Origin of the sequence: Aeribacillus composti, from assembly GCF_007827555.1 — a bacterium.
GTDB lineage: Bacteria > Bacillota > Bacilli > Bacillales > Aeribacillaceae > Aeribacillus > Aeribacillus composti.
This window is the reverse complement of sequence record NZ_VISS01000012.1, coordinates 40,081-54,498: the sequence shown is the minus strand read 5'-3', so window position 1 is coordinate 54,498 and position 14,418 is coordinate 40,081. Positions and strand designations below refer to the sequence as shown.

General features: G+C 39.3%; 15 protein-coding genes and 1 other annotated feature. All 15 genes read left to right on the top strand.

Features of this window, described 5'->3' with window-relative positions; translation table 11 throughout:
• The first annotated feature begins 47 nt into the window (after window positions 1-47).
• Complete coding sequence (locus FB379_RS07965) at window positions 48-770, top strand: DUF881 domain-containing protein (protein WP_232515562.1); 723 nt, start codon at window positions 48-50, stop codon at window positions 768-770.
• Window positions 771-772: 2 nt separating this feature from the next.
• The gene (locus FB379_RS07960; protein ID WP_063388491.1) at window positions 773-1,144 is read left to right on the top strand and encodes a small basic family protein; all 372 of its coding nucleotides are present in this window, start codon (window positions 773-775) and stop codon (window positions 1,142-1,144) included.
• A 129-nt stretch (window positions 1,145-1,273) separates the two neighbouring features.
• Window positions 1,274-2,560, top strand: coding sequence for a cell division protein FtsA (gene ftsA / locus FB379_RS07955; RefSeq protein ID WP_063388490.1), 1,287 nt, complete (start codon window positions 1,274-1,276; stop codon window positions 2,558-2,560).
• A 41-nt stretch (window positions 2,561-2,601) separates the two neighbouring features.
• Window positions 2,602-3,735 carry a cell division protein FtsZ gene (gene ftsZ, locus FB379_RS07950; RefSeq protein ID WP_144597716.1) on the top strand — a complete coding sequence of 378 codons (1,134 nt, stop codon included), beginning with the start codon at window positions 2,602-2,604 and terminating at the stop codon, window positions 3,733-3,735.
• Window positions 3,736-4,455: 720 nt separating this feature from the next.
• Window positions 4,456-5,382 (top strand): sigma-E processing peptidase SpoIIGA, encoded by a 927-nt coding sequence (gene spoIIGA / locus FB379_RS07945; RefSeq protein WP_063388488.1) that lies wholly within the window; start codon window positions 4,456-4,458, stop codon window positions 5,380-5,382.
• A 51-nt stretch (window positions 5,383-5,433) separates the two neighbouring features.
• Window positions 5,434-6,153 carry an RNA polymerase sporulation sigma factor SigE gene (gene sigE, locus FB379_RS07940; protein ID WP_063388487.1) on the top strand — a complete coding sequence of 240 codons (720 nt, stop codon included), beginning with the start codon at window positions 5,434-5,436 and terminating at the stop codon, window positions 6,151-6,153.
• 131 nt (window positions 6,154-6,284) lie between these two features.
• The gene (gene sigG / locus FB379_RS07935) at window positions 6,285-7,061 is read left to right on the top strand and encodes an RNA polymerase sporulation sigma factor SigG (RefSeq protein ID WP_063388486.1); all 777 of its coding nucleotides are present in this window, start codon (window positions 6,285-6,287) and stop codon (window positions 7,059-7,061) included.
• Window positions 7,062-7,156: 95 nt separating this feature from the next.
• Window positions 7,157-7,408 (top strand): YlmC/YmxH family sporulation protein, encoded by a 252-nt coding sequence (locus FB379_RS07930; protein WP_063388485.1) that lies wholly within the window; start codon window positions 7,157-7,159, stop codon window positions 7,406-7,408.
• 82 nt (window positions 7,409-7,490) lie between these two features.
• Window positions 7,491-8,318 (top strand): peptidoglycan editing factor PgeF, encoded by an 828-nt coding sequence (gene pgeF / locus FB379_RS07925; RefSeq protein ID WP_063388484.1) that lies wholly within the window; start codon window positions 7,491-7,493, stop codon window positions 8,316-8,318.
• A gap of 3 nt (window positions 8,319-8,321) precedes the next feature.
• The gene (locus FB379_RS07920; RefSeq protein WP_066246582.1) at window positions 8,322-8,993 is read left to right on the top strand and encodes a YggS family pyridoxal phosphate-dependent enzyme; all 672 of its coding nucleotides are present in this window, start codon (window positions 8,322-8,324) and stop codon (window positions 8,991-8,993) included.
• Window positions 8,994-9,015: 22 nt separating this feature from the next.
• Window positions 9,016-9,477, top strand: a complete 462-nt coding sequence (locus tag FB379_RS07915) for a cell division protein SepF (protein WP_063388482.1) — start codon at window positions 9,016-9,018, stop codon at window positions 9,475-9,477.
• Between the two features lie 9 nt (window positions 9,478-9,486).
• Window positions 9,487-9,750, top strand: a complete 264-nt coding sequence (locus FB379_RS07910; RefSeq protein ID WP_063388481.1) for a YggT family protein — start codon at window positions 9,487-9,489, stop codon at window positions 9,748-9,750.
• A gap of 78 nt (window positions 9,751-9,828) precedes the next feature.
• The gene (locus FB379_RS07905; RefSeq protein ID WP_063388480.1) at window positions 9,829-10,605 is read left to right on the top strand and encodes a YlmH family RNA-binding protein; all 777 of its coding nucleotides are present in this window, start codon (window positions 9,829-9,831) and stop codon (window positions 10,603-10,605) included.
• Between the two features lie 95 nt (window positions 10,606-10,700).
• Window positions 10,701-11,210: a DivIVA domain-containing protein gene (locus FB379_RS07900; protein ID WP_063388479.1), complete on the top strand. Its 510-nt coding sequence runs from the start codon at window positions 10,701-10,703 to the stop codon at window positions 11,208-11,210.
• A 51-nt stretch (window positions 11,211-11,261) separates the two neighbouring features.
• Window positions 11,262-11,486: a binding site (T-box leader), on the top strand.
• 52 nt (window positions 11,487-11,538) lie between these two features.
• Complete coding sequence (gene ileS / locus FB379_RS07895; protein ID WP_144597715.1) at window positions 11,539-14,313, top strand: isoleucine--tRNA ligase; 2,775 nt, start codon at window positions 11,539-11,541, stop codon at window positions 14,311-14,313.
• Window positions 14,314-14,418 lie beyond the last annotated feature (105 nt).

Below are 14,418 nucleotides of genomic sequence, written 5' to 3'. Positions count from 1 at the left end.
GAAACCCTAGCTAACCTAGCTCTAGAAAAAAGAAAGGTGATGGACGATTGATTAAACCAAAATGGAAATTTGCCTTTACATTTTCCATCATTACAACAATTTTTGGGTTTATGCTTGGCGTGCAATATCGATCCATAGAAGAACCGGACGAGCGTGATACGAGGGATATGTGGGAGCTCCGTGAAGATTTAAAAAGAGAACAAAAGCTTCAAGTGGAATTGTTAGAAGAAATCCGCAAATATGACCAAATGCAAAGGGAAATGGAAAAAAACGAAAGTCCTGAAAAAGCGTTGAAAGATACTTTAGAAGAGCTGAAGGCGAAAGCGGGTTTAACCGAAGTAAAAGGTGAGGGTGTCGTTCTCACAGTTGAGCCTTTGTTTGACAGCAACCTGCTCGGAAAACCTATTCAGCCGATTTCGCCAGAGCTTTTAAAGCGTCTGATCAATGAAGTGAACTCTTATGAAGCAAAAGAAATTTCAATAAACGGATACAGAGTTGTCAACACAACCGTTATCCGCGATATTAACGGAATAACGAAAATTGACGGAAACAGTCTGAACACTTACCCGATTGAAATCAAAATTTTATCAAACGACGCTGAAAAACTTTACAGTAAAATAAATGGATCTGCATTGAAAGACGATTTTGCGATTGATAATTTGAAATTGACCGTATCTGCACCGCAGAAACAGCTAATTATACCGCCTTATGAAAAATCGATCCGCATTCAAAATATGGCACCTCTTAAAGATGAAAAGGAAGGGAATTAGTTATGTGGCTCCCGGTTATCGGAATTCTTTTAGGTATCATCTTAGGTCTGTACAGCAACATTCAAATTCCAGATGAATATTCCAACTATTTATCAATAGCCATACTTGCTGCGCTTGATACTCTGTTCGGGGGATTCCGGGCATACTTGCAAAATTCTTATGATGAGCTTGTGTTTGTTTCCGGATTCTTTTTTAATATACTTTTAGCTGCAAGTTTAGCTTTTCTCGGCGTTCATCTTGGTGTAGACTTGTATTTAGTAGCAATGTTTGCTTTTGGAGTTCGGCTTTTCCAAAATATAGCGGTTATTCGCAGAATTTTAATCGCAAAATGGAACAGCGGCAGAAATACGCACAAAAAAAAATCCAACTTTTAAAAGGGAAAATAGATCAAGTGTTGAATTTACACATATACAAATTGAAACAAATATGTAACGTTCGTTTCATTGTATTGTTCTATTGGACGTAATAGAATAGTAGTATTGGATAAGGAGGTGCCAAAAGCATTGAACAGCAATGAAATATTTGTCAGTCTTGACATCGGTACATCCAATGTAAAAGTAATCATTGGCGAAATGATGGATGAATCGTTAAACGTTATTGGTGTTGGTAATGTGAAATCAAAAGGCTTAAAAAAAGGATCAATTGTTGATATAGATGAAACCGTTCATTCTATTAAAAAGGCTGTGGAACAAGCGGAAAGAATGATCGGCATGCCCCTCCATAAAGTTGTTGTCGGTGTGAGCGGCTCTCATGTAAAACTTCAAGATTGTCAAGGAGTAGTGGCAGTTTCAAGTGAAAACCGAGAAATTCAAAATGAAGATGTAAGGCGTGTCATTGAAGCTGCACAAGTTTTATCCATTCCCCCAGATCGGGAAATTATAGATTGCATTCCGAAGCAGTTTATTGTAGACGGTCTTGACGGGATACATGATCCAAGGGGAATGTTGGGAGTAAGGCTGGAAATGGAAGGGCTGCTCATCACCGGATCAAAAACTATTCTACATAATTTACTGCGCTGCGTTGAACGTGCAGGCCTTGAAATTACGGATATTGCACTTCAGCCTCTCGCATGTGGTTCAGTTGCTTTATCCAAAGACGAAAAAAATTTAGGCGTAGCTCTTATCGATATTGGCGGGGGATCCACTACCATTGCAGTTTTTGAAAACGGAGAGTTAAAAACAACTTCCGTTCTACCGGTTGGGGGAGAACACATTACCAACGATTTATCAATTGGTCTTAGAACTTCCACAGAAAATGCTGAAAAAATTAAAATTAAACATGGACATGCCTTTTATGATCATGCATCTGAAGACGAGGTGTTTGATGTTCCGATTATAGGCAGCGATAAAATGCAAAAATTCAATCAGCTTCAAATAGCTGATATTATTGAGGCTAGAATGGAGGAAATTTTTCTGCTTGTAGCTCAAGAAATTGCAAAACTGGGCTTCAGGGAATTGCCCGGAGGTTTCGTGTTAACTGGCGGAAGTGCAAACATTCCTGGTGTGCTTGAACTTGCTCAAACTGTACTCGCCCACAATGTTCGGATTGCTAGCCCCGACTACATAGGTGTTAGAAATCCTCAATACATGACAGGTGTCGGTCTCATCCAGTTTGCCTACAAAAATGCAAAAATTCAAGGGAGACGGATTGGATCGAAGGTGGAGGTGGAACAGATTAAGCAAACTGTTCCGAGTGAAGCGAATGAAGTGACTTTAAAGCAAAAAACGAAGCGTCAAAATGAAGAAAAAATGAGCAGAGTGAAGAAATTTTTTGGGTACTTTTTCGAATAAATTTCGTCAATAGAGCATTGATGGATTAGGGAGGATTTTGCATGTTGGAGTTCGATACGAATATTGACGGCTTTGCAACAATTAAAGTTATTGGAGTAGGAGGCGGCGGAAATAATGCCGTCAACCGGATGATTGAACATGGTGTGCAAGGTGTAGAGTTCATTGCTGTCAACACTGATGCACAAGCATTAAACCTTTCAAAAGCAGAAACAAAAATGCAAATTGGCGCAAAATTGACAAGGGGCCTTGGTGCAGGAGCAAATCCAGAGGTCGGAAAAAAAGCTGCTGAAGAAAACAAGGAACAAATTGAAGAAGCTGTAAAAGGTGCAGACATGGTGTTTGTAACGGCTGGAATGGGAGGAGGCACCGGAACTGGTGCAGCACCTGTCATTGCGCAAATTGCCAAAGATTTAGGAGCACTGACGGTCGGCGTTGTCACGAGGCCGTTCACGTTTGAAGGAAGAAAACGCGCTATGCAGGCGGCTGGTGGAATTGCAGCCATGAAAGAAGCCGTTGACACTCTTATTGTGATTCCGAATGACAGACTTCTTGAAATTGTTGATAAAAATACGCCGATGCTTGAAGCTTTCCGTGAAGCGGATAACGTTCTTCGTCAAGGAGTGCAAGGTATTTCTGATTTAATTGCTGTGCCGGGACTCATCAATCTAGACTTTGCGGACGTGAAAACGATTATGTCGAACAAAGGTTCTGCATTGATGGGAATCGGAGTAGCAACGGGAGAGAACAGAGCGGCTGAAGCTGCCAAAAAAGCAATCTCAAGTCCGCTTCTTGAAACTTCAATCGATGGGGCGCAAGGAGTATTGATGAACATTACCGGCGGAACAAATTTAAGCCTATATGAGGTTCAAGAAGCAGCCGATATTGTTGCATCAGCCTCGGACCAAGATGTCAACATGATCTTTGGATCTGTTATTAATGAAGATTTGAAGGATGAAATTGTTGTAACAGTGATTGCAACTGGATTTAGAGAAACTGAAATAAATCCTAGCAAGCAAGAAGCGAGACCATTTGCTCCTAATAAGAAGCCAAATGTTGCAACTAAGCGTGAAGTGAAAAAGGAAGAGCCGACTCACGACATTACGAGCCGTGCATTGCAGCAGACAGAAGATACGCTTGACATCCCGACATTTTTAAGAAACAGAAAGCGCCGCTAAAAAAAGCATGGGTGACAATAGACGTCATCCATGCTTTTTTCTTAAAGCTCATCAAGCGGGCAAAATGGAAGGTTTTTAATATTTGCATGCGTAAAACAGTTTAAATATTGGACTGGAACATAAATATTTGCAGGATTCAGAGATTCCTATTAGGCATGATTTGTTCAAAAATCGCATTACGGCGGAAAGAATCAAAAAATTATGTAAAAATAGATAAACAGATTTGCACGCGTTCCCGAAAATAGCAAAACGAATGAATCAAAACTTTATGAAAAAATACGACATGCCATTTGAAAAAAATGCGGATCCTTGCTGAAAATTTAATGCCATGTATATGGTAAGTTCTAATATTTTTTGTGGAATATAAATTGCAGATATATACGCGAAAGGACCTGGCTTTTTAGCCAGGCTTTTTCCTCGTTCTGAAAAAGTATAAACATTTACACAGCTTTTTTAAGAAAAGATCTCCTGTAATTTCCCCATCGTCTCTTAACGAAAGTGTTTACAACTTCAGCAATTTAGCTTTCTTCCTCTAAAAGGCTTGTACCGTTTTTTTTTCTTTAACCATTTTTCCATTCGACGAAAACATTAGGAATCCGTCAAAAATTGTATGCTGTACTCGCCACTATTTGACACAATTTGGAATGAATAGCGTTTATACTACCTATTAATAGCAAGTCAGAAGCCTAGAAAATTGAATGGTGGGAGAGGAAGAGGCGGTTGACCATTTATTTGGATGCTATTTGGCTGATGAATTTTTGCTTTGATATCATGCTCCTTTTTCTTACAGCAATCATCTTAAAGAGAAACATTGTATGGAAAAAAATAATGATTGCTTCGCTCATCGGCTCCGCTATTGTGATATTGCTTTTTTCGCCTTTCGCACAGCTGGCGAGCCGTCCGGAATCAAAACTAATCCTCTCATGTGTGATGGTTCTTTATGCTTTTGGCTTTAAGAAGTTTCGCTACTTTATAGAAAATTTATTGACTTTCTATTTTGTCACTTTTGCAGTTGGGGGAGGTATGCTTGGCACTTATTATTTTTTTCAAGTAGGCTTTTCATTTCAAAATAACATGATTTTAACAAATGGAAATGGCTTCGGAAATCCTGTCAGCTGGTTATTTATCGTGGTCGGCTTTCCGATTATTTGGTATTTTTCCCGCTTGCGGCTTGAACAGGTTGAAGCAAAAAAAATCCACTATGATCAAATTGTCGATGTTTCGATCACGATGATGGAGAAAAAAGTAACAGTAAAAGGATTGATTGACAGCGGCAATCAATTGTATGATCCCATCACTAAGAAGCCAGTCATGATTGCCGAAGCGGAAAAATTAATGACCGTGTTTCCTGAAAGTATGCACCAAGTCATTTCAAATCGAAATCCTATGGAGGCTGTGACAGCAATAGAACAGAAAGAATGGATCGGCAGGCTGAAAATTATTCCGTACCGGTCAGTTGGCCAGGATCTTCAGTTATTATTAGCCGTAATAGCAGACGAAGTGGTGATTCATACAAAAGAAGAATCATTAATGCTGTCCCGCCCGCTTATTGGACTAAATCATTCGCGGCTTTCAAGCGAAGACGATTATCAATGCATTATTCATCCAAAAATGATCCAGACGGGTAAACAAAAAGATGCTTCTTAGCCTTTATTCATAGCATACTCATAAACCAATTTGTTTAGAAGGGGGAACAACATGAAAAAAATTAAGCTTTATCTCACGTATATATGGTACAAGTTTTTAACAAAATTAGGGATCAAAACAGATGAAATTTATTATATCGGCGGAAGCGAAGCGCTGCCGCCTCCGCTTTCGAAGGAAGAGGAAGAAATACTGTTAAAAAAACTTCCGAGCGGCGATAAGGCTGCCCGTTCGATTTTGATTGAACGAAATTTGCGCCTTGTCGTGTATATTGCCCGAAAATTTGAAAACACCGGCATCAATATTGAAGATTTGATCAGCATTGGGACGATCGGTCTAATTAAAGCAGTCAACACCTTTAATCCCGAAAAAAAGATCAAGCTTGCGACATATGCATCTAGATGTATAGAAAATGAAATATTAATGTATTTGCGCAGAAATAATAAGACAAGATCTGAAGTTTCTTTTGATGAACCGTTGAACATTGATTGGGATGGAAATGAACTGCTTCTTTCGGATGTTCTCGGAACAGAAGACGATATTATTACAAAGGATTTGGAGGCTAATGTTGACCGAAAGCTATTAATGCGGGCGCTGCAGCAATTAAATGAACGAGAAAAACAAATAATGGAGCTTAGGTTTGGATTGCATGGCGGAGAAGAAAAAACGCAAAAAGATGTGGCTGACATGCTCGGGATTTCTCAATCTTACATATCAAGATTGGAAAAAAGAATTATTAAGCGTCTTCGAAAAGAATTTAATAAAATGGTGTAATTTTTGCTTGCTAGTCGCATGTATAGCGAAAAATCAACAGCGTGTTCACTCTGAAAAGCTTGTGCATATTTTTCCCCTTCAGGGAGATACTTAACTTAAGACAGCAAGAACTCCTGTAAGGGGGAAACGAAATGACAAGAAATAAAGTTGAAATTTGCGGTGTTGATACTTCGAAGCTTCCTGTTTTAAAAAATGAAGAAATGCGAGAATTATTTAAACAAATGCAAAGCGGTGATTTATCAGCCAGAGAAAAGCTTGTCAACGGAAATTTGCGACTCGTTTTAAGCGTCATCCAAAGATTTAATAACAGAGGCGAGTTTGTCGATGATCTTTTTCAAGTAGGATGTATTGGGTTGATGAAATCTATAGATAATTTTGATCTGAGCCAAAACGTAAAATTTTCTACTTATGCTGTACCGATGATCATCGGTGAAATTCGTCGATATTTGCGAGACAACAATCCGATACGTGTTTCAAGATCATTGCGTGATATTGCCTATAAAGCTTTGCAGGTGCGTGAAAAACTCATGAGCGAAACGTCACGTGAGCCGAAGGCAGAAGAAATTGCTAAAGAGCTGAATGTGCCGCATGAAGAAATCGTTTTTGCTTTAGACGCCATTCAAGATCCAGTTTCATTATTTGAACCGATTTATAACGACGGCGGTGATCCGATCTTTGTCATGGATCAGTTAAGCGACGAGCGAAACCGCGATTCCAAGTGGATTGAAGAAATTGTTCTAAAAGAGGGGATCAGACGATTGAATGATCGGGAGAAGCTGATATTGAAAAAAAGGTTTTTTCAAGGCAAAACACAAATGGAGGTAGCAGAAGAAATCGGCATTTCCCAAGCTCAAGTTTCTCGGCTTGAAAAAGCTGCCATTAAACAAATGACCAAAAATATTCAATAATCATTGGGCCACATTCTTTTGAATGTGGCCCTTTATCATCATTCAAAAAAAAACTCATATACTGATTGTAAAAATACTTGAGGGGAGAAGCCGGCATGATCCATATTTCCGATTTGCAAATAAAAGATGTTGTGAATGTCCATGACGGAAAAAAATTAGGAAGCATTGAAGACGTTGACATCGACTTAAAAACTGGTAAAATTCAAGCGATCATGATCACTAGTCAAGGGAAGGTTTTAGGTTTTTTTGGAAAAGGGGAAGAAATTGTCATTCCTTGGAGGAACATCGTAAAAATCGGAAAAGATGTTATTTTAGTAAGAGTTTCGAAAAATGTTGAAACAGAATAAGAATCGCACGAATTTTGGTTAAATGTTGGCTTAAAGATATGTTAAAATAAAAATAAGAGAATTGTCGAAGAGGAATGGTACAATGAAACATGAACCGTTTCAATTAACAGATGAATCTTTTTTCTCCATACCTGCTTGGGCGAAGCTTCATTCTCAGATTACAGCAGGTTTTACGACGAGAAAAGGAGGATTTTCCAAGAATGGTTTTGCTTCATTAAATTTAGGTCTTCATGTGAATGATGAAAAGGAAACGGTGATCAAAAATCGAAAAATCATTGGGGACAAAATTCGTTTTGATCTACCAAACTGGGTATGTGCCGATCAAGTCCATGACAAACAAATTGTCAAGGTAGTAAATAAACATAAAGGATCAGGGGTTTTTACATATCGTCAATGCATCACTCAAACGGACGGCCTATACACATCGGAAAAAAATATATTACTTTCCCTTTTTTTTGCTGATTGTGTTCCGATTTTCTTTTTTTCTCCAAAAGACTCACTGATTGGCATCGCACATGCGGGCTGGAGAGGGACTGCGAAAAATATAGCAGGTGAAATGATCGACAGTTGGGTTTTGCACGAAGGTGTGCAAGCTCAAAATATATTTGCAGCCATAGGTCCTTCAATCGGCGAATGCTGTTATGTCGTCAATGACGATGTGATCGATGCGATCAAACCTCTTTTTGACAATGAGACGACATTTTATAAACAGCTTGAGAACGGCCTTTATTCTATTCATCTTGCAGAAATCAACAAAAGATTGTTAATGAAAAAAGGAGTGCCGGAACATCAAATCCTATTGACCTCATATTGTACAAGCTGCGATCAAGATTTGTTTTTTTCCCATCGAAGAGATCAAGGGAAAACAGGACGAATGATGGGATTTATCGGTTTGAAGGAGGGATACTAAGCCTTGTCAGTGAAAGAAAATTTAGCACGAATCCAACAGGAAATCGAACAAGCATGCAAAAAATCAAATCGAAAAATAGATGATATCCAAATTATTGCAGTGACGAAATATGTAACGGTAGAACGGGCTATAGAGGCGATAAATTCAGGCATTTTACACTTAGGCGAAAACAGGGATGACGGTTTTTTATCGAAATATAACAGCATTGGGTCAAAAGCTGTCTGGCATTTCATCGGCACACTTCAAACTCGAAAAGTGAAAAATATTATAGACAAGGTCGATTATATTCATTCGTTGGATAGAATATCGCTAGCAAACGAAATTGAAAAAAGAGCAGATCGAACGATCAAATGCTTTGTGCAAGTAAATACATCTGGCGAACAGTCAAAGCATGGCGTGGCTCCTGAACAATGCATTGATTTTATTCAACAGTTGAAGGAGTATCGCCATATCGAAGTTGTCGGATTAATGACAATGGCTCCATTTACAGAAGATGAAGATGAAATCAGAAGATGCTTCCGAAGTTTAAAGCAACTGCAGGAACAAGTGAAAGCACTAAATATAGCGAATGCACCATGTACAGAGCTATCAATGGGGATGTCCAACGACTACAAAATCGCGGTTGAAGAAGGGGCTACTTATCTTCGCATCGGCTCCTCGCTAGTAGGTACATAAAACGAAACTGGAGGTAAATCAGATGAGCTTAAAGAATAAATTTAAAAGCTTTTTTGCTCTCGATGATGAAGATTATGAGATTGAAGATATGGAAGCTCCGGAAGAGAAACACCAACATGAACCGATTATGTTCAATCACAACAGCAGCGTTGAAAAAAATGCCGCTTTCGGAAAACAAAATGTTGTAAGTTTGCAAAGCGCCCAAAAATCCACTAAAGTAATATTATGTGAGCCAAGAACGTATTCAGAGGCGCAAGAAATTGCTGATCATCTGAAAAACCGCCGTTCATGCATTGTCAATTTGCAGCGGATCGGGCATGATCAGGCAAAAAGAATTGTTGATTTTTTAAGCGGCACTGTTTATGCGATTGGCGGAGACATCCAGCGTGTTGGAACAAACATATTTTTATGTACCCCAGATAACGTAGATGTCGCCGGCTCCATTTCCGATTTCATGGCAGATGATGAAAATAAAAGGTGGTAGAAATGATTGATGGGGACAATATATAACATATTAAGTTTTTTGCTCGATATTTATTCCTATGCGATTATCATTTATATTTTGATGTCTTGGTTTCCGAATGCAAGGGAAACGTCCATTGGACAATTTTTAGCGGCTATATGTGAGCCTTATTTAGAACCGTTTAGAAGAATCATTCCTCCATTAGGGATGATTGATGTATCTCCTATTGTTGCATTGATTGCCCTGCATTTTGCAGATTATGGGCTGTATGCTCTTTTTAGTATGATTTCATAAAATTCATTCGCCGATTGACATTCGAATTGTTTTGTATGCCAATCGGCTCTTTTCATATCATAATTGGAGTTGTCTCTTATGGAGAGTGTTTATCAGCATTTTCGCAAAGAAGAAAGGGAGTTCATTGACAAAGTCTTTGGATGGAAACAAATTGTGACTGAGCAATATCGGCCAAAATTGACCGATTTTTTAGATCCGCGGGAACAGAAAATCATTAAGACATTGATCGGTGAAAATCCGGATGTTCACGTGCAATTTTTCGGAGGCTATAAAAATGCTGAAAGAAAGCGGGCTTTTTTTTACCCTGACTATATTCAACCGACATTAGATGATTTTTCAATGTTCGCATTTGAAATCATGTTCCCGAAAAAATTCGTAACATTATCACATCGCGAAGTGCTTGGATCGCTTATGTCGCTCGGCTTAAAACGGAGCAAGTTCGGCGACATTATCATTCATGATGAAACGGTGCAAGTCATGGTTGCGCAAGAAATTGCCAATTTTCTGCAGCTGAACTGGAATAAAATTGGAAAGATTTCCGTTCGTTTGAAACAGATTCCATTCGAAGATGTGTTTTCTCATGAAGAAGAAATGGATATTTCTTTGATCACCGTTTCTTCGCTTCGGCTCGATGCTGTTCTAGCAAATGTTTATCACCAATCTCGGCAAAAAATAAAATCGCTTATTGAAAATAGTCTTGTCAAAGTCAATTGGAAAATTGTTGAGGATGCTCATTTTGAAATTGCGGAAGATGATGTGTTATCTGTCCGAGGATTCGGAAGAAGCAAAGTTTTGGCAATTGAAGGGAAAACAAGAAAAGATAAGTGGCGCATTAAGATCGGAATACAAAAATAATATTACAAATGGAAAGATTTTTGCCCATTCTGTCGAAAAATCGTTTATAATTGGATTAGTGTTTTGCGAAAAACATACATATGGAGGTGGAATTTGTGCCTTTAACCCCGCTGGATATTCATAACAAGGAATTTACAAAAGGCTTTCGCGGCTATGATGAAGATGAAGTAAATGAGTTTTTAGATCAAGTGATTAAAGATTATGAAATGGTCATCCGCGAAAAGAAAGAATTGGAATTAAAGGTGAAGGAATTAACCGAGAAGCTGAATCACTTTACAAATATAGAAGAAACGTTAAATAAATCGATTTTAGTTGCGCAGGAAGCTGCGGAAGATGTGAAAAGAAACGCTCAAAAGGAAGCGAAGCTGATCATTAAAGAAGCGGAAAAAAATGCTGACAGAATCATCAATGAAGCACTTGCTAAATCGCATAAAATTGCAATGGAAATCGAAGAGATGAAAAAGCAGTCAAAAGTATTCCGCACCCGTTTTCAAATGCTCATCGAAGCACAGCTTGATCTGCTAAAAAATGATGATTGGGATCACTTAATGGAATACAATGTCGAGCCAATCTTAGGAGAAGAAGCGGAAGAACCGAAAGTATAACTTGACTTTTTTGTTCGTGATTTCATATAATACGAAAATAAAACGGAATATGACAAAACAATGAGAGGGACAGTAGTCCTTTCAAGCCCTTTATGACAGCGAACCGGGGACGGTGGAAGCCCGGGTAAAGGCGAAAGGATGAACATCACCCTTGAGTCCATAGCTGAAACATGCTAGTAGGCTGTGGCGGCCAAGTCCGTTATGTTTATGAGTGGATGTGCATGATTTGTGCGCATCTAAAAGGGTGGTACCGCGAGATTCCTCCTCGTCCCTTAGGGATGAGGAGTTTTTTTATTTTAGTGAACAAATATTATGTGGAGGAATGGGAATGGATTATAAAGAGACGTTACGAATGCCGAAAACAGACTTTCCAATGAGAGGAAACCTTCCGAAAAAAGAACCTGAGATCCAGAAAAAATGGGAAGAGATGGATATTTATGAAAAAGTGCAGGAGCGCACGAAAGGACGGCCTCTTTTCATATTACATGATGGTCCTCCGTTCGCAAACGGGGATATTCATATGGGGCATGCCTTAAACAAAATTTTAAAAGACATTATTGTCCGTTATAAATCCATGAGCGGATATTGCGCACCGTATGTTCCAGGATGGGATACGCACGGTCTGCCAATTGAAACAGCACTTTTGAAGAAACAAAAAATCAATCGAAAAGAGATGGATGTCGCGCAATTTCGAAAACATTGCGAGCAATATGCATGGGAGCAAATTGAGCGCCAGCGCGTGCAATTTAAACGCCTTGGAATTCGAGGCGACTGGAAAAATCCATATGTCACCTTGAAACCAGAATATGAAGCCCAGCAAATTCGCGTCTTTGGAGAAATGGCAAAAAAGGGATATATTTATAAAGGCTTGAAGCCGGTTTATTGGTCTCCATCGAGCGAATCTGCCTTGGCAGAGGCGGAAATTGAATATTATGACAAACGCTCGCCTTCTATTTATGTTGCATTTGAAATAAAGGACGGAAAAAATATATTAACAGATGGAGAAAAAATCGTCATTTGGACGACTACTCCGTGGACTATCCCTGCAAACTTAGGAATTGCTGTTCATCCTGATTTGGAATATTCTGTAGTGAAGGTTGGAGCTGACAAGTTTGTGATCGCATCTGCCCTGCTCGAAGAAGTGGCAAAAGAGCTGGACTGGACAGAATATGAAGTAGTGAAATCGTTTAAAGGCAAAGAGCTGGAATATGTGGTTGCGAAACACCCGTTCTATGACCGCGATTCATTAGTGATCCTTGGCGAACATGTAACGACCGACGCTGGTACAGGATGCGTCCATACAGCGCCAGGCCATGGGGAAGACGATTTTGTCGTCGGACAAAAATATAACCTAGGCGTATTATGTCCTGTCGACGAAAGAGGGTACATGACAGAAGAAGCTCCAGGGTTCGAAGGATTGTTTTATGATGACGCAAATAAAAAAATAACGGAAAAATTAGAAGAAGTAGGGGCATTGCTAAAGCTTTCATTTATTACACACTCCTATCCACATGACTGGCGGACAAAGAAACCAACGATTTTCAGAGCAACAGCGCAATGGTTTGCGTCCATTAAAGATTTTCGAGATGAATTGCTGCAAGCAATTAAAGAAACGAAATGGATCCCTAATTGGGGAGAAATTCGCATTCATAACATGATCCGCGATCGAAGCGATTGGTGTATTTCCCGTCAGCGGGCATGGGGCGTGCCAATTCCAGTGTTTTATGGTGAAAATGGGGAGCCGATCATAACAGATGAAACGATTGAACATGTGGCAAAACTGTTCCGCGAGCACGGCTCGAACGTTTGGTTTGAACGCGAAGCAAAAGACCTGCTTCCAGAAGGATTTACACACCCTTCAAGCCCGAACGGCATTTTTACAAAAGAAACAGACATTATGGACGTTTGGTTCGATTCAGGCTCTTCTCATCAAGCAGTTTTAGTTGAACGGGAAGATTTGCAGCGTCCTGCTGATCTTTATTTAGAAGGCTCTGACCAATATCGCGGCTGGTTTAATTCATCGCTGTCTACAGCAGTTGCTGTCACAGGAAAAGCTCCATATAAAGGCGTTTTAAGCCATGGATTTGCGCTGGACGGCGAAGGACGGAAAATGAGCAAATCGCTAGGAAATGTTGTTGTTCCTGCCAAAGTGACGGAACAGTTTGGAGCAGATATTCTTCGTCTATGGGTAGCATCAGTTGATTATCAATCGGACGTTCGCGTCTCTGATGCAATCTTAAAACAAGTATCTGAAGTATATCGGAAAATTCGCAACACGTACCGTTTCTTGTTAGGAAATTTGTTTGATTTTGATCCAAATCAGCATCGTGTTTCTGTAGAAAAATTAAGAGAAGTGGATCGCTATATTCTCATTAAACTGAATAAACTAATTGCCAAAGTGCGAAAAGCATATGAAGAATATGATTTTGCATCCATCTATCATGACGTTCACAATTTCTGTACGATTGAGCTAAGCTCATTTTATCTTGATTTTGCAAAAGACATTCTGTATATTGAGGCTGCTGACAGCCATAATCGACGTTCTATCCAAACGGTTTTATATGAAGCGCTTCTTGCTCTTGTAAAGCTGATGACACCGATTTTGCCGCATACAACAGAAGAAGTATGGGGACATATTGAATCAGTTGAAGAAAAGAGCGTACAGCTTGTCGATATGCCGGAAGCTGTAGAGATTGAAGGCAGCAAAGAGATTGAAGCGAAATGGGATCAGTTTATGTCAGTTCGCGATGATGTATTAAAGGCCCTGGAAATCGCCCGAAATGAAAAAGTGATCGGCAAATCGTTAAATGCTGCTCTCATCCTTTATCCGAACGAAGAAATAAAAGAATTGTTCAATTCAATACAAGAGGACTTAAAACAGCTGTTTATTGTTTCCCAGTTAGAAATTGCCGGTGATTACAAAGATGCTCCGGAAGAAGCGCAAACATTTGATAGCATCAAAATAATTGTGAAGCAAGCGGATGGTGAGACTTGTGAAAGATGTTGGGTTGTTTCAACAGATATAGGCACTGATCAAGACCATCCGACATTGTGCAAAAGATGTGCAAGCATTGTGAAAGATCACTACAGCCATTTAGCATAGTTTTATCAGCTCCCTGTGCAAACAGGGAGTTTTTTTTTAGCAATGCTTCCTCATAAAGAAGTGTCATAAAAAGAACGATCTTTCATTGAAATCCGTCATAGTCAA